The organism is Corallococcus silvisoli (assembly GCF_009909145.1).
Taxonomy (GTDB): Bacteria; Myxococcota; Myxococcia; order Myxococcales; family Myxococcaceae; genus Corallococcus; species Corallococcus silvisoli.
The window spans coordinates 1-17,475 of the sequence record NZ_JAAAPJ010000021.1; the positions used below are offsets into that span (position 1 = coordinate 1).

General features: G+C 67.8%; 15 protein-coding genes, 1 tRNA gene and 1 pseudogene. 9 read left to right on the plus strand and 8 right to left on the minus strand.

Annotated elements, in window-relative coordinates:
* The first annotated feature begins 312 nt into the window (after positions 1 to 312).
* Positions 313 to 1,647: a hypothetical protein gene (locus tag GTY96_RS32030; RefSeq protein WP_161666699.1), complete on the plus strand. Its 1,335-nt coding sequence runs from the start codon at positions 313 to 315 to the stop codon at positions 1,645 to 1,647.
* 253 nt (positions 1,648 to 1,900) lie between these two features.
* Here GTY96_RS32030 and GTY96_RS32035 read toward each other — a convergent pair whose 3' ends face one another.
* A complete protein-coding gene (locus GTY96_RS32035) occupies positions 1,901 to 2,563 on the minus strand; it encodes a hypothetical protein (protein ID WP_161666700.1) in 663 nt (220 codons plus the stop codon).
* A gap of 342 nt (positions 2,564 to 2,905) precedes the next feature.
* Between GTY96_RS32035 and GTY96_RS32040 the strand changes: the two are divergent.
* Positions 2,906 to 3,094, plus strand: a pseudogene (locus tag GTY96_RS32040) (hypothetical protein); the annotation flags it as partial.
* Positions 3,095 to 3,490: 396 nt separating this feature from the next.
* Positions 3,491 to 5,263: an AIPR family protein gene (locus GTY96_RS32045; protein WP_161666702.1), complete on the plus strand. Its 1,773-nt coding sequence runs from the start codon at positions 3,491 to 3,493 to the stop codon at positions 5,261 to 5,263.
* Positions 5,264 to 6,139: 876 nt separating this feature from the next.
* Here GTY96_RS32045 and GTY96_RS32050 read toward each other — a convergent pair.
* Positions 6,140 to 6,212 (minus strand) — tRNA-Asn (locus GTY96_RS32050).
* A gap of 138 nt (positions 6,213 to 6,350) precedes the next feature.
* On the opposite strand from GTY96_RS32050, the gene GTY96_RS32055 reads away from it, so the two are divergent.
* The 6 genes from GTY96_RS32055 (at position 6,351) to GTY96_RS32080 (ending at position 12,659) form a co-directional block, all read left to right on the plus strand.
* Positions 6,351 to 7,547 carry an RsmB/NOP family class I SAM-dependent RNA methyltransferase gene (locus GTY96_RS32055; protein WP_328701083.1) on the plus strand — a complete coding sequence of 399 codons (1,197 nt, stop codon included), beginning with the start codon at positions 6,351 to 6,353 and terminating at the stop codon, positions 7,545 to 7,547.
* A 126-nt stretch (positions 7,548 to 7,673) separates the two neighbouring features.
* Entirely contained in the window at positions 7,674 to 8,588 is a 915-nt protein-coding gene (locus GTY96_RS32060) for a S66 peptidase family protein (RefSeq protein WP_161666703.1), read from the plus strand.
* Positions 8,585 to 9,748, plus strand: coding sequence for a serine hydrolase domain-containing protein (locus GTY96_RS32065; protein WP_161666704.1), 1,164 nt, complete (start codon positions 8,585 to 8,587; stop codon positions 9,746 to 9,748). The genes GTY96_RS32060 and GTY96_RS32065 overlap by 4 nt, the downstream gene beginning before the upstream one ends.
* Positions 9,749 to 9,756: 8 nt before the next feature.
* Positions 9,757 to 11,226: a UDP-N-acetylmuramate:L-alanyl-gamma-D-glutamyl-meso-diaminopimelate ligase gene (mpl, locus tag GTY96_RS32070; RefSeq protein WP_161666705.1), complete on the plus strand. Its 1,470-nt coding sequence runs from the start codon at positions 9,757 to 9,759 to the stop codon at positions 11,224 to 11,226.
* A 3-nt stretch (positions 11,227 to 11,229) separates the two neighbouring features.
* Positions 11,230 to 11,811, plus strand: coding sequence for a TlpA family protein disulfide reductase (locus GTY96_RS32075; protein ID WP_161666706.1), 582 nt, complete (start codon positions 11,230 to 11,232; stop codon positions 11,809 to 11,811).
* Positions 11,812 to 11,834: 23 nt separating this feature from the next.
* On the plus strand, positions 11,835 to 12,659 hold the full coding sequence (locus GTY96_RS32080; RefSeq protein ID WP_143899023.1) for an inositol monophosphatase family protein: 825 nt from the start codon (positions 11,835 to 11,837) through the stop codon (positions 12,657 to 12,659).
* On the opposite strand, the gene GTY96_RS32085 is transcribed toward GTY96_RS32080, so the two are convergent.
* The 6 genes from GTY96_RS32085 to GTY96_RS32110 all read right to left on the minus strand — a co-directional run bounded on the left by GTY96_RS32085 (position 12,656) and on the right by GTY96_RS32110 (position 17,470).
* The gene (locus GTY96_RS32085) at positions 12,656 to 13,264 is read right to left on the minus strand and encodes a polysaccharide biosynthesis/export family protein (RefSeq protein WP_143899024.1); all 609 of its coding nucleotides are present in this window, start codon (positions 13,262 to 13,264) and stop codon (positions 12,656 to 12,658) included. The two genes, GTY96_RS32080 and GTY96_RS32085, sit on opposite strands and share 4 nt — an antisense overlap.
* Before the next feature lie 11 nt (positions 13,265 to 13,275).
* On the minus strand, positions 13,276 to 14,535 hold the full coding sequence (locus tag GTY96_RS32090; RefSeq protein ID WP_161666707.1) for a hypothetical protein: 1,260 nt from the start codon (positions 14,533 to 14,535) through the stop codon (positions 13,276 to 13,278).
* Positions 14,536 to 14,657: 122 nt separating this feature from the next.
* Complete coding sequence (locus GTY96_RS32095) at positions 14,658 to 15,221, minus strand: hypothetical protein (protein WP_161666708.1); 564 nt, start codon at positions 15,219 to 15,221, stop codon at positions 14,658 to 14,660.
* A 113-nt stretch (positions 15,222 to 15,334) separates the two neighbouring features.
* Positions 15,335 to 15,781 (minus strand): cyclic nucleotide-binding domain-containing protein, encoded by a 447-nt coding sequence (locus GTY96_RS32100; protein ID WP_143899027.1) that lies wholly within the window; start codon positions 15,779 to 15,781, stop codon positions 15,335 to 15,337.
* A 47-nt stretch (positions 15,782 to 15,828) separates the two neighbouring features.
* Positions 15,829 to 17,175 carry an AgmX/PglI C-terminal domain-containing protein gene (locus GTY96_RS32105; RefSeq protein WP_161666709.1) on the minus strand — a complete coding sequence of 449 codons (1,347 nt, stop codon included), beginning with the start codon at positions 17,173 to 17,175 and terminating at the stop codon, positions 15,829 to 15,831.
* Between the two features lie 4 nt (positions 17,176 to 17,179).
* Positions 17,180 to 17,470 carry a hypothetical protein gene (locus GTY96_RS32110; RefSeq protein WP_161666710.1) on the minus strand — a complete coding sequence of 97 codons (291 nt, stop codon included), beginning with the start codon at positions 17,468 to 17,470 and terminating at the stop codon, positions 17,180 to 17,182.
* Positions 17,471 to 17,475 lie beyond the last annotated feature (5 nt).

Here is a 17,475-nt window from a genome sequence, read left to right on the forward strand (position 1 = left end):
AGGGGCAGCGGCAGCAAGTCGAGGCCCTGGCGCAGCAGATTCTTGAGGCCGCCGTAGGAGTAGGTGCCGTAGTAGTGAGCTTCTGGATAATGATGCACTCGTCGCGCAGATGACTACGGATGCGCGGAACGCGCTGAGGTATTACGGGGGGAAGCTGGAGATCCTGCGGAAAGGGATACGACAGAGCACGCAGGTCCAAAGAGTCCGGCTCGTATATGAGGGTGGAGGACTCAAGCCCAAGAAGGCAGAGACGTTGGAGGCAGCTATGAGCGAAGCACAGGAAAAGGTCATTGGGGTGGAGGTGATGGTCCAATGAAAGTGCTGGATGCTCACGGCTCAAGTGTTGATGACAACTTCCTGTTCTCATACGAAGGAACCTTCGACCAGATGGCCGAAGTCGAGCATGGGGTGGAGCCCTTCCTTCAGGCCCTCGCCGCCTGTTCTGGTAAGTGGATGCCAGATGTTGTTAGGGGAAAGCGCAGGCGAAGATTCTCTCGTGAGGCTGTTTGGGAGGCACTGAAGGAACGTCGCGACGAGAACAGCACGTCCATTGGACTCTTTCGTGCGCACTCGCCTGAGTTGGATATGACGCTCAGTCTTCGATTCCCCCCTCTCGCCCCGAAGCTACGAATATGGATCGACGTGAAGCCCCTCTCGCTCTTCTCTGAGACAGAGGAGTGCCGAAGCTTCATCGAAATGGTCCGGACGTGGGCCATCCACTACCCGACTCCGTATGCTTCGGCCCACAGTATGGCGGACCGTGAGTTGGCGGGCTTCCCCCATTTCGGCCGAGAAGCTGAGGTGTCTCGTAGGGATGGCTTCGACAAGGTCTACGAGGTGTGCTGGCTGAACATCTTCGGTCCGAAGCTGGTGGAGTCCGTAGGCCGAGAACGGATGCTCTCGACGCCTGCTCACCTCGTGGAGGAACTTCCCAACGGTTCCGTCCTCCTGGTGCTACGGCCTTCCGCCGCCGACTTCGCCAGTGAGGAGGCTCGCGTGGCCCAGGCCCGAGCCCACGTCCACCTTCGGCCGGACCTCGACTTCGATACGGTGCTACGCACGCTGAAAGAGCGCAGCGCCGCACTCGTCCCCGTCGAGCCGCGCTTTCACCCCGACGTGGCGCCTTTCCTTTCGCGGCTGCCAGACGAGTTCGCCATCAGCGAGCGGCAACGGAAGATCGCCGAGTTCAACGCCTTTCGGCCACCGGAGCCGGAGGAGTGGCTCCCGGTCGGCCTTCCTGCAGATGTGGAGAATCAAGAGCGCGTCCGCAGCTACTACGGCGACCTGGCCGAGAGCCTCGTAGCTGCGCTGCATACCAAAGTGCCCAGCATCTTCGAAGCGACACCTGAGTCCCTCACTGACCTCGACTTCTACTTCTGGCGGGAGAACTTCCCGGAGCGGTATGAGCGAGACCTCATCGACGAGCACACTGCTCCGGCTCTCGGGGCCTTCCTGGGCGGCGTGCTGGTGCGGCGGCTGGGGGGCACATGGGTGCCGCGGCAGAAGCTGGAGGAGTCCCAGGTGCGGGTGGGCAATCGCGTCTGGCTGCCCTTCCTCCGAGCCCGCCGGTACATGCAGTCCCGCCAGTCGCTGCTAGACTACTCGCTCACCCAGTTCTTCAAGGAGGCGGAGCGGCACCGGGGCTGACTTGGAGCTGTCACTCCTTGCGCGCCAAGCGGTGTCGCCTGGCGCGCAGCCTGCGGTGCCGTATTCGCGTAATGGGGGACTCATGCATGGAGCCGGCGAGAGTGCGTCTTCTCAGCGGTCTCCTCGTCTGCTGGCGTCCTCTCGACCGTGCCTGTCATGACGACGGCCTCACCGGCGCCTCGCTCACTCGCGTTGACGCGCTGCCGAATCCGGCCTTGACGCGCTCCTGACTCAGTGTCTGGAGACCGTCGCGCTAATCACGCCAACTGGCGCACTTGCCATCCGGTCTGCGCCAGCCGGGGCCGCCGCGGCTCCCGCATCCGCCGCTGCCATATCCATAGTTGCTGCGCGATGTTCCCCTGCGATTGTTTCCATTGCTGCCCTGGGAGTCCTGATGAGGCTTCGGACTTGTAAGCTTTGCTTGCCGCTCTGCCTCGTCAACCTGGGCGCGCTCCGACTGCGTCAGCAGGGCCTTGTGGCAGAGGCTCGGGTATCTGCCATCAAGGCACATCCTCAGGTTTTCGCGCCGCTCTGCCTCGTCAACCTGGGCGCGCTCCGACTGCGTCAGCAGGGCCTTGTGGCAGAGGCTCGGGTATCTGCCATCAAGGCACATCCTCAGGTTTTCGCGCCGCTCTGCCTCGTCAACCTGGGCGCGCTCCGACTGCGTCAGCAGGGCCTTGTGGCAGAGGCTCGGGTATCTGCCATCAAGGCACATCCTCAGGTTTTCGCGCCGCTCTGCCTCGTCAACCTGGGCGCGCTCCGACTGCGTCAGCAGGGCCTTGTGGCAGAGGCTCGGGTATCTGCCATCAAGGCACATCCTCAGGTTTTCGCGTCGCTCTGCCTCGGCTGGGGTTTGTGCGTACGCACTTGTTGAGAGGGCCAGTGCTAGGATTGCGGAGTACAATAGCTGGGACATTCTCTCCCCCCTCGTCTGGTGCTTCAGGCCGCTCTCCAGTTGGTACGGTCTTGGAGCTTACACTTCGAGGCAGTGTTCCGAGAAGAGGTCGAGCGATCATGAATGGGAGCCGAGCATGGAGGGCGCGCAAAAGCTGCAAGAGCCGTGACGCTTGACGCCGCCTTTAGTCCGCGACAGTCCGGCATTGGAGGGAGCTCCCTCATCGAAGGGAGTCGTCGTCTCGGCAGGCAGAACGAGTCGATGACGACCTCGTGCTCGCCTCTTGCCCTTGTAGTGACGCGAAACCTACCGGGACCTTGGCGCCCTCATGACGTAGTGGACCGAAACTTGGGTAGCTCCCCCTACTTGGCAGACGTGCTGGTGCAGCGACTGGGCGGGACGTGGGTACTGCGGGCAAAGATGGAGGAGTTCCAGGTGCGCATTGGGAAGCGCGTCTGGCTGCCCTTCCTCCGTGCCCGCCGGTACATGCAGTCCCGCCAGTCGCTGCTGGACTACTCGCTCACGCAGTTCTTTCTCGAGGCGGAGCGGTGACGGCCCTGGTTTGGAGCTGGAACTCTTTGTGCACCAGGCCGTGTCGGCTGGCGCGCAGTCCAAAGTGAGGAAGCGCCACTTTGTGGGAGGGGCCACATGCACCAAGCAGTCCGCGTCGGCCGAGGTGTATCCAATCATCTTGGGTATGGCTGTGTCGGCGCCTCGCTCACTCACCTTGACGCACTGCCCAATGTGGCCTTGACGCACCCGTGACGCAGCGACCGAATTTTGGGAAGGCACAGGGCTACACCAGCCATCCGGTGTCGGTCGGTACCCCGTATAGACGAATTCAGCCAAGCGGCACCGAGTCGCTTCAGGCGCTTGCACAAACTGCTTGGCTAATCTTGAGTTATGAACCTCGATCGTCGATCATCGCTTCGATATAAGGAGCCCGGCATGGCCCATAACGATCAGGTACTACTGGACGAGATTCTCAATAAGAGACGAGTGGATCTAGCTCCCGAGCTGGGGCCTTCGGAGTTTTTCGAACTCTTTGCGGCGGAGCAGATCCTCAAGGAATATGATCTTTCGTACGATGAGCTCAGCGGAGGCATCACAGACAGCGGTGGAGATGGTGGTCTGGACGCCATCTACCTCTTTGCCAATGGGGAGTTGGTACAAGACGACACAGACTTGGATGCACTCAAGAAGAATATTGCGCTTGAGTGGGTCATCATCCAATCCAAGACCACCGCCTCGTTCGAAGAGGAGCCTCTCAACAAGGCTCGCGCTGCGCTGGAAGACGCGCTTCGATTCGACCGTCCGCTCAAATCGCTGGGAAGCGTATACAATGAAGAGGTGTTAGCCGCGTTCGACCTCTTCAGGACGACCTACACTGAGTTGGCGCCGCGGTTCCCGACTCTCAAGATCTCGTTCTACTACGCCTCCCGCGGCGATCAGGTCCACCCCAACGTTTCACGCAAGACCGCCGGCATCGTTCAAGCCGTGCAAGATGCGCTGTCTGGAGTGGAATGCACAACGGAGTTCGTCAATGCATCCAGGTTGTTGGCGCTTGCTCGAAAGACAGCTCCAACTTCTTTCGGACTTACTCTTGCGGAGAACCCCATTTCTGCTGGCTCGGAAGGGTTTCTCTGCTTGGTACGCCTTTCGAGCTATTACAATTTCATCACGGATGATGCAGGTCGGCTGCGGAGGCACCTTTTCGAGGCGAACGTCCGTGACTATCAAGGGAGCACAGAGGTCAACGAAGGGATCCGGAGTTCCCTCGGCACCCCATCCGAAGATTTCTGGTGGTTGAACAATGGAATTACGATTCTTGCGTCAAAGGTAGCTTTGAGTGGTGGAAAGGTGCTGACGGTCCAGGATCCTCAGGTCGTGAATGGGCTTCAGACGTCGACTGAGGTTTATGGCTTTTTCAAGGGCCGTGCCGAAGCAGGCGATAGCCGTAACGTGCTCGTCCGTGTCTTCGTGTCTAATGACGTCGCTGGTCGTGATCGAATAATCAAGGCAACCAACAGTCAGAACCAAATGCCGTCGGCATCTCTTCGGGCTACCGACAAGGTTCAGCGAGATATTGAGGAGTACTTTCTTTCGCGCGGGCTGTACTACGACAGGCGAAAGAACTTCTACAAGAACGAAGGAAAGCCTCTGGAGAAGATTGTCAGCATCCCGTACTTGGCACAAGCAGTGATGGCTATAGTCGTCCAAGATCCTCACAACTCGCGAGGTAAGCCGTCGTCGCTTTTAAAGAGCAATGCTGACTATGCGAGGGTCTTCGATCCTAGCTTTCCCTTGTCGGTTTTTCTTGTCTGTGTGAATGTTATGCGGATCGCCGAGGCCTATTTGAGGGCGCATCCGAATGAGTTGGCACTGCTTCATCGCAATAACGTGAAGTTTCATCTTGCCATGTATGTTGTGGCTCATCTGGCCGGTGTCCCGAGTCCCAAGGCGCAAGTGGTTGCTGCTTTGGACCTACAGAGGCTCGACGATGCGCTGTTGAAGGTTTGCTTGGCAGAAGTAAGCAAGGTCTATCTGGAACGAGGAGGGTCAGACCAGGTCGCCAAGCGAAAAGAGTTTGGCGAGGCGCTTCAGCAACTCTTGGTGGAGAAGAAAAAGGCCGGGACCCTAGTGGCCGGCGCTCCCAATACAACAGCCGATTTAGGCGCGCCGCCTGTCTCTGCCTCAGCCGGGGCCGTTGGCAACCCCTAGCGAAGGCAGGAGCTTAGGCTGGTCATTTGCAACGTGCGTCTCAAGGTTGAGAGGACATGGTCAGCGAACTTGTTCCTGGCACCTTCGGGCGGCGCGCCTGGCGCGAGGCTTCTCGGGGGAGCCGTGGCTGCTGTTGCTGTCCACGCGGCTGGTGCTCGTTCACGCGCTGCCCCTCGCGGGGCAGCGCAGCCCCGCCCAAGCAGATCAGTGGGGCCGTCGTGGGCCGGTCGCGGCGGACTTCTGCGCGGGCCACTGGAAGGCTCAGCACAGGAGAGGGCCAACGTCGGCGCATCCTCGGGCTGTCTTCCCCTGCCCAGAAGCTCCCCTTCGGACCCGCTACAGCCCGCGCGAGCAAGAGCAGAGAGGCGGGGAAAAGGGGGCTGGGCTGGTCGAGAAGCGCGGCCGAGACAGTCTGAGAGCCGTTTCGGAGCGCCTGTGCCGCGCGGCGAAATCGCGAGCACCCGGTAAGTGCCCGCCGCGTTTCGCTCTCTCGGTTAACAGCCACAAGGGGCCAATCCGTCGCCGAAAGGCTCCGAGTCGTCCTGGAGACAGGGAAGCGAAGCAACCCTGGAAGGTACGACATCGAAAGCCCTGGATTGTCAGAGTCGGCTGCCTGCGGTGGTTAACAAAACTGTTAACCGCTCTCGGCCTCTCTCTCCCCAAAGCGGGTGAAAGAGCGCTCCAGAGAGCCCAGTCGGTGGCGGAGAAGAGGGGGCATCTCGCTCTGCGGGATAGAGAGCTGAGAGCGCCCTCTTCAGCACCGCGAGGAAAAATCCCTTGGGATTCAGCGGCTTAAGCACGAAGGCCCCGCGATGTCATCGCGAGGCCCGTGTTAAACAAAAAGGGCCCTACCGGTTGGTAGGACCCTTCAAGTAGCTCCCCGACGTGGACTCGAACCACGGACATGGTGATTAACAGTCACCCGCTCTACCAGCTGAGCTATCGGGGAATATGTCCCGTCGCGGCGGCGTGCTGCCGTGACGGACGCGATTTCTAGAGAACCGAGCCTGCCCTGTCAACTGTCCTGTTCGATCCCATCTCCCGACTTTCCTCGCAGCCCTGGTCGGCCCTGCGTGGACTCGCTCCCATCGCGTCCGATGCCCTTGGCCGGGTCCTCTCGGGGGACCCCGCCGAGCGCGTCCTTGACCGGACCCTGCGCTCCCACCGAGACCTGACCCGCGACGGGCGCCGGGCCCTGAAGGAGGCCGTCTTCAACGTCGGCCTCTGGCGCCGCCGGCTGGGGTTCCTCCTGGACGCGCCGGACGCCTCGCCCTCCCAGCTCCTCTTCGCGCTCCTGCATGGACTGGGGGGCGTTCCCGCCCCGGAGGCCGCGGCCTGGGCCGGACTGGACGCTCCCGTGCCGCTGCGCACGGACACACCGCCGTCACTGGCCCTCCGGGCCTCCCTGCCGGACTGGCTCGCGGACCACCTCACTCGTGAACTGGGCCCGGAGGCCGAAGCCTTCTGCGCCCACCTCAACGTCCCAGGCCCCATCACCCTCCGGGTGAACCCAGCCCGCCTCTCCCGGGACGCCCTCGCCGCGCGCCTGTCCTCCGAAGGCGTCGCGACCCGTCCCGGCGCCTGGAGTCCGCTCGCACTCCATGTCGATGGGCCCCGCCCGAACCTCTACGCCCTGCCATCCCTTCGCGAGGGCCTGTTCGAGGTCCAGGACGAGGGCAGCCAGCTCCTCGGGCTCCTCGTGGAGGCCCGGCCCGGCGAGACGGTGCTGGACCTGTGCGCCGGAGCAGGGGGCAAGACGCTCCAACTGGGGGCCTCCATGGAGAACTCGGGCCGGCTCATGGCCTATGACCCGGATGCGGAGCGGCTGGACCGGCTCCAGCAACGCGCCTCCCGCGCCGGACTCACCCGCGTCCAGGTGCTCCGGACTCCGCCCTCCGCGGGCCTCGGCGCCGACCGCGTCCTCGCCGACGTGCCCTGCTCCGAGCTGGGCTCGCTCCGCCGGGGCCCGGATCTCCGCTTCCGGCTCACCCCGGACTCCCTCTCCCGGTTCACCTCCACCCAGCGTGACATCCTGGCCCTCGCCGCCGCCTGCGTGCGCCCCGGCGGCCGCGTCGTCTACGCGACCTGCACCGTCAACCGCGCGGAGAACCAGGACGTCGTCGCGGACTTCCTCCGCTCCCGGCCCGACTTCCACTGGGTCCAGCCCGGCGCCGGATGGCTTCCGCCCGCCTGCGTCCAGGACGGCTTCCTCCTCGTCACGCCCCATCGTCACGGCACGGATGGCTTCTTCGCCGCCGTGCTCGAACGCGGGGCGGCGGGGTAGGGCGCCCACGCTCACGGCCGGCAGGCGGCCGAGCGCTCCACGGAGCCTCGTTCCGCCGGCCAGCGGTACTCAACGCTTCGACCTCCCGCCCCCCTGAATCACCGTGTCGCCTCCGCCCCGGGTGCTATGAAGCGCGGCGTGCGTTGGCTCAAGCCCCTTCCGCTCCGCCCCCGCGACACGGTGCACGTGGTCGCCCCCGCGGGCCCCTTCGAACAGGCCCCCTTCGAGGCCGGCCTCCGGCTCCTCTCCGAGCGCTACTCCCCCGTGGTCCGGCCCGACATCGGCGCCTCGCACCGCTACCTCGCCGGAGACGACTCCCGCCGCCAGGAGGAGCTGTCCCACGCGTTCCTCGACCGCTCCGCCCGCGCCATCTTCTGCGCCCGGGGCGGCTATGGCAGCTCGCGCCTCCTCCCCGCGCTCCCCCTGGACAAGGCCGGCCCTCTCGCCTTCACCGGCTTCTCCGACCTGACGTCCATCCACTGCGCGCTCCAGGCGCTCCACCGCGTCTCCCTCCACGCGCCCGTCCTCACCCAGCTGGGCCGCCAGTCACCCCAGATCCACGAGTCCTTCTTCCGCCTCCTCGAATCGCCGGAGGCGCCGCCGCCCCTGTCCGGCAACGCCACCTACGTCCCTGGCACCGCCGAGGGCGTCCTCGTGGGCGGCAACCTGTCCGTCTTCTCCCGGCTCCTGGGCACGCCCTACATGCCGCCGCTCGATGGCGCCGTGCTCCTCCTGGAGGACGTCACCGAGCGCCCCTACCGCATCGACCGCATGTGGACCCACCTGCGCCTGGCCGGCGTCTTCTCCCGCGTGCGCGGCATCGTCCTGGGCGATTTCACCGCCTGCGAGGAGAAGGATGCGCCGTACTCCAGCGCCGACGTGCTCCGCGAGCTGGCCCGGGACGCCAACATCCCCTGCGCCGCGGGCTTCCCCATCGGCCACGGGCCCATCAACTACCCCGTCGCCCTGGGTACCCACGTGCGCCTGGACGCGGACGCCGCGCGCCTCACGTTCCTCGAAGGCGCGGTGAGCCCCGGATGAGCTCGCATCCCATCGCCAACCTCCAGGCCGTGCTCGATGACGGCGTGGAGCTGGGCATCTTCCCCTCCGCCCAGGCCGTGGTGCTCCACAAGGGCATGCAGGTCTTCGGCGGCGTCGCCGGTCACGTGAAGGGCGACACGCGCTTCGACCTCGCCTCCCTCACCAAGGTCCTCTCCACCACCGCGCTCTTCCTGCGCCTGTGGACCGACGGCAAGGTGGGCCCCGACACGCTCGTGTCCCGCTTCTTCCCCGGCTCGCCCGCGGGCGACGCGGGCGTCACCGTCGCGGACCTGCTCTACCACCGCTCCGGCCTGCCCCCCTTCGTCCCGTTCTTCTCCGACGCCCTCAAGGCCCACCCGGAGCTGCTCGACGCCGCCTGTCCCGCGAGTGTCCGCGCCCAGGCCCGCGACGAGGTCCTCCGCGCCGCCGCCGCCACGCCGCTCGAGGCGCCCGTGCGCACGCGGTCCGCGTACAGCGACGTGGGCTTCATCCTCCTGGGCGACATCCTCGCCCGGGCCGGCGGCGCCCCGCTGGACGTGCTCTTCACCCGCCACGTCGCGGAGCCGCTGGACCTCCAGGCCCGCTTCCACCGCCTCACCGACTTCCCCGCGGACGGCGCCACCGCGCCCACCGGCGCCATGCGCCCTCGCGAGCCCGCGCCCGGCCAGGAGTCGCTGTGGAAGGACGTGCCCTCCCAGCCGTCCCGGCCCGCGGAAGTCGATGATGACAACGCCTGGGTGCTGGACGGCGTCGCCGGCCACGCGGGCCTCTTCGGCACCGCCGTGGACGTGGCCCGCTTCGGCCAGGCCGTGCTCGAGGGCTGCGCGGGCACGCATCCGGCGCTGGCTCCTGGTCCCCTGTGGCACCGCGCGCTCGCCACGGATCCGCTGGTGGCGGGCAGCACCCGCTCCATGGGCTTCGACTCCCCGTCGAAGGGCCACTCCAGCGCGGGCCGCTTCATCGGCGACACGCCGCCCGGCGCGGTGGGCCACCTGGGCTTCACCGGCACCAGCCTCTGGGTGGACCTGCGCAGGTCGCTCGTCGTCGCGCTCATCACCAACCGCGTGGCCCAGGGCCGTCAGGACCTGCGCATCCGCGACTTCCGCCCCGCCTTCCACGAGCTCGTCGTGGAAGCGCTCGACCTTCACACCGCCCCTTAGGGGAACGCATGGCTGACGACAACGGCAACGTCCTCGACACCCTCGACCCGAAGTCCGTCCGCCGCATCCACCTGGTGGGTGTCGCCGGCACCGGCATGGGCTCCTTCGCCGGCATGCTCAAGGCCGCCGGCTACGACGTCACCGGCAGCGACGAGAACGTCTACCCGCCCATGAGCGACATGCTCCGGACGTGGGGCATCCCCGTGCGCACCCCGTACGCGCCCGCCAACCTGGACGCGGCGAACCCGGACCTGGTCATCATCGGCAACGTCATCCGCCGCGTGAACCCGGAGGCCACCGCCGTCCGCGAGCGCGGCCTCCAGCAGATGAGCTTCCCCGCCGCCCTGGGCACGCTCTTCCTGGACCGCTCGCACTCCGTCGTCGTCGCCGGCACGCACGGCAAGACCACGACGTCCTCGCTCATGGCCCATGTGCTGGTGGCGGCCGGGAAGGACCCCTCCTTCCTCGTGGGCGGCGTCACCCAGAACTACGCGGGCAACTACCGCGTCGGGAAGGGCCCCCACTTCGTCGTCGAAGGCGACGAGTACGACACCGCCTACTGGGACAAAGGCTCCAAGTTCCTCCACTACCGCCCGCGCACCGCCATCCTCACCAGCGTGGAGTTCGACCACGCGGACATCTTCCGCGACCTGCCCCACTACGAGGCCACGTTCGAGAAGTTCGTGCGGCTGGTGCCCCAGGACGGCCAGCTCGTCGTCTGCGCCGCGTACCCCAACGCCGTGCGCATCGCTCGGGGCGGCACCGCGCCGGTCATCACCTACGTGGCGAAGGAGGGCGCGGACGCGGACTACACGCCCCGGAACCTCTCCTTCGGCCCGGAGGGCGCCCGCTTCGACGTGGTGGAGCGCGGCCAGTCCCTGGGCACCGTGACGCTGCCGATGTCCGGCGCGCACAACGTGGAGAACGCCCTGGGCGTCATCGCCGCCGCGCGCGGCCTGGGCCTCACCTTCGCCGAAATCCAGCAGGGCCTCTCCACCTTCCAGGGCGTGAAGCGCCGCCAGGAGGTGCGCGGGGACGTGGACGGCGTGCTCGTGGTGGACGACTTCGCCCACCACCCCACCGCCGTGCGGGAGACCCTCTCCGCCATCCGCCACCGCTACCCGGACCGGCGCCTGTGGGCCATCTTCGAGCCTCGCTCCAACACCAGCCGCCGCAACATCCACCAGGAGGACTACGCGCACGCCTTCCCGGGTGCCTCGCGCGCCAGCCTCAAGGTGCCCGAGCGCCACGACAAGGTGCCCGAGGGCGAGGAGCTCAACGTCCCCAAGCTGATTGAGGCGCTCCAGGCCCAGGGCATCGCCGCGGACGGCGCCACCGACGTGCAGACGCTGGTGGACCGCGTCTCCTCCGAAGCGAAGGCCGGCGACGTGCTGCTCGTGATGAGCAACGGCGCCTTCGGGGGCTTCATCGACAAGCTGCTTGCCGCCCTGAAGTCCCGGGCGGGGAAGGGGACCTGAGCCATGCGCCGCCTGTTCGTCACCTCGCTGGGAGCCCTGCTGCTGGCCACCGGCTGTGCCTCGAAGTCTCCCTCGCCGCTGCCGCCGCTCACGGACTCGTCCCCGGCGGGCGGCTCCAGCGCCTCGTCCGCGGAGTCGTCGCGCAAGGGCCCGGGCCAGCCGCTCGCCTTCCAGGTGAAGCACTACCCGGACAACAGCGTGTACGACCTGAAGAGCGACCGGGGGCAGGTCGTCCTGCTGGACGTGTGGGCCACGTGGTGCGAGCCCTGCAAGGACGCGCTGCCCATGTACGAGCAGCTCCAGCGTGAGTACGGCAAGCGCGGCTTCAAGGTGTACGCGCTCAACGTGGACGAGGACGTGCGCGCCATCCCGCCCTTCCTGGAGGAGGCGAAGGTGGAGCTGCCCATCCTCCTGGATGCCAACGCGCTGGTGTCCGAGCGCCTGCTGAAGGTGCGGCTGATGCCCACCACCTTCTTGATTGACCGCAAGGGTGTCGTGCGGCACGTGCACGAAGGCTTCGCCGAGGAGTTCCTCCAGCAGTTCCAGACGGAGATCGAGCAGCTGCTCGCCGAGCCCGCATCCTGACCACGCTGAAGGGGAACGCACCCATGGCCCACGACTCCGAAACGCCGGCCGCGCTGCGCCTCACCGCGGAGGAGGGCGCCCGGATGGCCGGCGGCATCCTCCGCGAGCGCTTCCCCCTGCACCGCACCATCGAGTTCAAGGGCGGCATCGACCTGGTCACCGACGCGGACCGGGCCTCCGAAGCCGCGCTGCTGGACTTCCTCCGGCAACGCCACCCGCACCACGCCATCCTCGCGGAGGAGAGCGGCGCGTCGCAGGGCTCGGACACCTTCCGGTGGATCGTGGATCCGCTGGACGGCACCACCAACTACTCGCACCAGGTGCCGCACTTCTGCGTCAGCGTGGCGGTGGAGGGGCCGGAGGGCACGGTCGCGGGCGCCGTCTACGACCCCATGCGCGACGAGCTCTTCTCCGCCGCGAAGGGCGAGGGCGCCACGCTCAATGGCCTGCCCCTGAAGGCCAGCCCCACCGACACGCTGGAGCGCTCGCTCCTGTGCACGGGCTTCCCCTACGACGTGCGCGAGCGCCCGGACCTGCCCGTGGGGCTCTTCACCCAGCTCATCCTCCTGGCGCAGGGCATGCGCCGCACCGGCAGCGCCGCGCTGGACCTGGCGTACGTCGCGGCGGGCCGCTTCGACGGCTACTTCGAGTTCGGCCTCAAGCCCTGGGACATCGCCGCGGGCGCCCTGCTGGTGGCCGAGGCCGGCGGCGTCATCGTGCACATCGACGGGAGGCCCTTCGACGTGCTCAAGGGCGACGTGCTCGCGAGCGGACCCCACCTGGCGCCGAAGCTCATGGCCCAGGCGAAGCGGTTCCTGGAGGAGATTGGCTGGACGTCGCGGGACTAGAAGAAGCTCTCCGGCACGAAGACGATGTCGCCGGCCTGGAGCAGGAAGTTGCGCTCGCGGCCCACGCCGATGTCCTCCACGGGCACGCGAATCTTGCGCTCCTGCCCGTTCACCACGCGCGTGACGAGCGTGTTGTTCTTCGCCGCGAGCTTGGTGAAGCCGCCCGCCAGGGTGATGGCCTGGATGATGGACACCTCGCCATCCACCGGGAACGTGCCGGGCTTCTGCACCTCCCCGAAGACGAAGATCTTCTGCGAGTTGTACTCCCGCACCAGCACCGACACCTGCGGGTGGCGCAGGTAGCGCGCCAGGCAGTCGCGCAGCGCGTCCGCCGCGGCGCTCGCGGTGCGGCCCGAAAGCGCCACCTTGCCGCACAGCGGATAGTCGATGGTGCCTTCCGGCGACACGCGCCAGGTGCCGGAGTGCTCGGGCTCCTGGAAGACGCGCACCTCCACCACGTCCCCCGGCCCCAGGTTGCCGCCGGAGGTCTTCGCGGCCTCCGTCGCGGCGGCGGGCGTGGGCGCGGGCGGAGGCGGGCGCGTGTCCGCGTGGCACGCCAGCACCAGCGCGAGGAGTCCCGGAAGGATGAGTCGCGAGGGACGCATGGGCGCGGGCCTCAGTACGACACGGACATCCGCGCGTAGCCTTCGTGGCGGGTGTAGTTGAGGCCGGCGGCGCCCAGCGAGGAGGAGCGCGTGCCCAGCGTGTAGCCCAGCGAGCCCACCAGCCACGGGCGCAGCTGGTACTCCGGCCCCAGGTCCAGCGTCACCAGCGTGTCGCTCCGGCCGCCCGCGAAGGAGAGGAAGTCCAGCCCGCCGGAGGCGTGCAGCGCGAGCCGGCCGCCCATGAGCGAGCGGGCCTCCGCGTAGACGCGGTCGTCGCGGAAGGTGCCGTAGGAGGCCACCGGCTCGAAGGCGCGCAGGTAGCCGCCCTTCACGGTGAGCGACGGGCCCCACAGGTACGTGCCCTCCGCCTGCGCTACCACGGTGCCTCCGCCGCTCGCGCCCAGGTTCTGGCTCCAGCCCGCCTTCGCCGTCAGGGTGATGCGCGGGGACACGAGCCCCGCGACGCCCGCCATGGCATGCAGGAGCAGCGCGCTGGGCGTGGTGGTGTCGTTGAAGTAGCCGCGGTAGCCCACGCCCGTGTCCACGATGACGGCCGTCTTCGGCAGGAAGCGCCAGCGGCCCTCCACGCCCGCGCGCAGGTTGCCGTAGTTGAACTGGCTGGCGGCGAGCGGATCACACTCCGTCGCGGTGCAGCCCACCGGGGCCATGCCGCCCAGGGGCTCGAAGAACTCCATCGCGTACGACAGCGCCGGCGTCACCTCCAGCGCGCCGCCGCCGGGCTTCCACTGCGCCCGCGCGCGCGCCTCGTTGTAGAGGCTCAGGATGCCCGCGCCCAGCGCCACCGTGCGCGTGCGGTCCGAGCGCGTCAGCTCGTCGCCGACCTCCACGGACAGCGTGCTCTCCTGGTTGAACCGCAGCGCCAGGTCCGCAGCGCCCTCCAGGTGCGACGCCGCGCCAGAGCCCGCCGTCAGCAGGCCCGTGTAGGCCACGTAGTCCAGGTTGCCGCGCAGCGCGATGGCCAGCTTCGGGGACGGCACATCCAGCATCAGGCCGGGACGGATGTGCAGCGCCAGCTCCCCGGACAGGTCCGGCGACAAGGGGCCCGTGCCCGCCTGACGGAAGTAGCCCACGCCGCTGTCCAGGCGCGTCTCCAGGTCCAGCGTCGGGTGCAGCCGCCCGTTGCCCACCTTGAGGCCATTGCCGCCCGGCGCGCGCCCGCCCGCGAAGGACTGCGCCGCCGCCGTCAGGGGCAGCAGCGCCACGAGCGCCAGGGCCCCGAGGGCAAGACGGAATGTCCCAGGCTGCGTCATGGTGTCCGAGGCGGTGTCAGAAGCGATCCGGAAGGCAAGGCAGTCGGCATAGCACGCGGGTTTCCCCACCGGAACAAACGGTCCGGGGCCGGGACCGTGAGAGCAGGAAGGAAGCCGGGCACTCAGTCGGTGGGGCTCGCGGGGGGCGGCCGCACGATCAGGTCCGGCGGCGCGGCGGGACGCGTGGGGTCTCCGCCGGGCAGGTTGTCGGGCTCCTCCACCTCCACGAAGAGGTTCTCGTCGGTGCGGAAGGCGAGCTGGCCGATGCACTCCTCGGCCTCCGAGCGCAGCTGCCCCACCTTCTGCTGGGCGATCATCACCTTGGTGAACTCATGCTCTCCGGGCGCCGCCTCGCTCTTGCTGACGGCCTCCTGGAGGGCCACGTCCGCCTGTTCGGAGATGCGCAGGAGGCCCTTGATCTGCGTCAGCTTCTCGTTGGCGCAGTTGAGCTTCACCACGTCCTTGGTGCGCCGCGCCTCCTCCACCTTCTCCAGCACCTGTCGCAGCGCCTCGCGCATGCCGCCCAGGGCCTGCGTGCTGCGCTCCAGCTTCTGGCTGTCCGGCACTTCGCCGGCCTTGTCCAGGGCCGCGGGGGAGGTGCGGGCCGGCGGCGCGGGCGTCTGCGCGAGCGCCATCGCGGGGAGGAGCATTCCCCCGACCACGGCGAGCATTCCAAGGGTGCGCATGCGCCTCACGAGTCCTTCCGGCCCCTATCACCTTCGCCGTCGAGCGTAGGAGCGAGGGGGTGGGGTGTCAACGCAATGCCCCACCGCCCGGGAGTCCGGGTTTCCACCCGCGCTCAGTCCTGTGGGGCGAGGCGGGCGTTGGCCTCGCGCAGGCGGGCGGACAGGCTCCGCGCGATGTTCACGACGATGAAGGTGAAGCCGTCGGCGTGAGCCAACCGGAAGGTGCGCAAATCCTGCGCGGTGAGCTGGAGCAGCTCCACCTCGCCCAGGGCCCGCACGGTGGCGGAGCGGTGGTCCTTGTCGATGAGGCCCATCTCCCCGAAGAACTCCGGAGGGCCCAGCACCGTGAGCGGCGTCACCCCGTTGCCCGTCCCCCGGCGCACCACCTCCACCTGGCCCCGGACGATGACGAAGAGGCTGTCGCCCAGGTCGCCCTCCTCGAAGACCACCTCCCCGTGCGTGTAGCGGTACAGCCGCGCCAGCTCCGCCAGCCGCGCCAGCTCCGCGGGGGCGAGCATCTCGAAGAGGGGGGATGTGGCGATGACGGCCAGCTTCTCCATGTGCTCCCCGTGGGTCCGGCTCCCCAGGAAGGTCCGGACGGTCGAGCCTATTCCCCTGGCGAGAAGATGAACGGGTAGCTGACGGGGACGTCGTCACTGGGTTGGAAAGGGAACTTCCAGCCGCGGATGGTGGTGACGATGCAACTGCTGACGCCCTCGGACCGCAGGGTGGATTCGTCCACCTCGATGTTGCCTGCGCGGCCGTCCGGCTTGAGGTTGAAGCGGACCATGACCCGGCCCTTGAGGGTGGGGTCGCGCTTGAGCTCCTTCTCATAGCAGCGCTGGATGGACGCCTTCATGCGCTGGATGAAGCGCGCCAGGTCCTTGGGGCTGACCTCCGAACTGTCCACTTCTGGCACCGCGTCCGCGACCTGGGGCACCTTGACGACCTGCTTGGGACCGGTATCCACGGCCCCCGCGCCGCGCGTCACCTGCGCGCCGATGGCCGCGACCTTGCCCCCGGTGTCGCCCTGGGGATGGGCGATGGCGTTGCTCCCGCCGGAGCCCAGCGCGAGCGCGCCCCCGCCGGCCTTCGCCCCCGAGAGGGCTTCGGCGACACTCGCGCCGCCCACGTCCTGGCCGAGCAGGTTCTCGATGGCGCCCCCGCCGCCCTTGGCGCCCAGCACCTTGAGGATGCCGCTGCCTGCCACGCGGTCCTCCAGCTGACGGCGGCGCTCCTCCGGGTTGGCGGCGGGCGTGGCCGTCGCCGCCGCGGCCGTCTTCTTCGGCGTGGCCTTCGCCTCGTCCGGCTTCTTCTCCTTCGCGGCCGTGGCCTCCCGGGGCTCGTCCTTCTTCGCGGGCTGGGGCGGGATGATGGCGCGCACGAAGCGGTCTTCCAGCTGGTCCAGCTCGACCTCCGCTTCCACCGGCGCGGGCTGGGCGACGATGAACCCGACGCTCAGCACATAGAGCGCGAGCATCGCCAGGAGGATGCCGAAGAAGAGCCGGTCCACCGTGCGCCAGGGGCTGGCCTTCAGCTCAGGGGGCAGGGCGGGCCTCGCGCCTTCCGGGGGCGCGGGGATGAAGTGGAAGAAGAGCGTGGCGTCCGGCAGCTCCACCTTGCCGCGGGCGCTCTCCTGGAGGGGCAGGTCGTAGGTGTCGTCCGCGCGGCGCGTGGCCAGACCCTGGGTGCGCAGCGCGTCGAAGTCCACGTCCGACGAGCCCAGGTTGACGCGGCCCTGCATGTGCTCGTCGATGATGAGGTGGAACTGCTGGCCGCGGTTCTCCAGCACCTTGAAGCGCGCGGGCCGCAGCTCCGCCGCGGGCAGGACGATGGTGTTGCGCGCGTCCTCGCCGATGGTGACGGAGTCGTGGAGCAGGTGGTGCTCCTCCACGATGCGCCCGTCCTGGATGACGCCGACGCGCAGCAGCTTGGGGCGGGTTTGAAGGGACATGGAGCTAGAAGGGGTCCTGCTGCACGCTCTGGACCACCTTGGGCACGAAGCTCTCGGTGCGGTTCAGGTCGTCGAAGCTCGGCTTGGAGCGGTCGAGGAAATAGAAGGCCTCCGGCTTCTGGATGCGCCCCTCCACCTTGATGGCCTCCAGGTGGATGGCCTTCCGCGGCTTCTTCGTCGCTGGAGCCGGGGTCGCGGGGGCCGTGCCCTCCGCTGCCTTCGCCGTGGACGCGGGGTCCTCCGCCCAGGACGGAGGGGCGGCGACAAGCAGCAGCAGGAGCAGGGTGGGGCGCATGGGCG

Excerpts from the sequence above, each read along its gene's own strand:
- GTY96_RS32030 (WP_161666699.1), top strand. The coding sequence starts at position 313 with ATGAAAGTGCTGGATGCTCACGGCTCAAGTGTTGATGACAACTTCCTG.
- GTY96_RS32035 (WP_161666700.1), bottom strand. The coding sequence starts at position 2,563 with ATGTCCCAGCTATTGTACTCCGCAATCCTAGCACTGGCCCTCTCAACA.
- GTY96_RS32045 (WP_161666702.1), top strand. The coding sequence starts at position 3,491 with ATGGCCCATAACGATCAGGTACTACTGGACGAGATTCTCAATAAGAGA.
- GTY96_RS32060 (WP_161666703.1), top strand. The coding sequence starts at position 7,674 with ATGAAGCGCGGCGTGCGTTGGCTCAAGCCCCTTCCGCTCCGCCCCCGC.
- GTY96_RS32065 (WP_161666704.1), top strand. The coding sequence starts at position 8,585 with ATGAGCTCGCATCCCATCGCCAACCTCCAGGCCGTGCTCGATGACGGC.
- mpl (WP_161666705.1), top strand. The coding sequence starts at position 9,757 with ATGGCTGACGACAACGGCAACGTCCTCGACACCCTCGACCCGAAGTCC.
- GTY96_RS32075 (WP_161666706.1), top strand. The coding sequence starts at position 11,230 with ATGCGCCGCCTGTTCGTCACCTCGCTGGGAGCCCTGCTGCTGGCCACC.
- GTY96_RS32080 (WP_143899023.1), top strand. The coding sequence starts at position 11,835 with ATGGCCCACGACTCCGAAACGCCGGCCGCGCTGCGCCTCACCGCGGAG.
- GTY96_RS32085 (WP_143899024.1), bottom strand. The coding sequence starts at position 13,264 with ATGCGTCCCTCGCGACTCATCCTTCCGGGACTCCTCGCGCTGGTGCTG.
- GTY96_RS32090 (WP_161666707.1), bottom strand. The coding sequence starts at position 14,535 with ATGACGCAGCCTGGGACATTCCGTCTTGCCCTCGGGGCCCTGGCGCTC.
- GTY96_RS32095 (WP_161666708.1), bottom strand. The coding sequence starts at position 15,221 with ATGCGCACCCTTGGAATGCTCGCCGTGGTCGGGGGAATGCTCCTCCCC.
- GTY96_RS32100 (WP_143899027.1), bottom strand. The coding sequence starts at position 15,781 with ATGGAGAAGCTGGCCGTCATCGCCACATCCCCCCTCTTCGAGATGCTC.
- GTY96_RS32105 (WP_161666709.1), bottom strand. The coding sequence starts at position 17,175 with ATGTCCCTTCAAACCCGCCCCAAGCTGCTGCGCGTCGGCGTCATCCAG.
- GTY96_RS32110 (WP_161666710.1), bottom strand. The coding sequence starts at position 17,470 with ATGCGCCCCACCCTGCTCCTGCTGCTGCTTGTCGCCGCCCCTCCGTCC.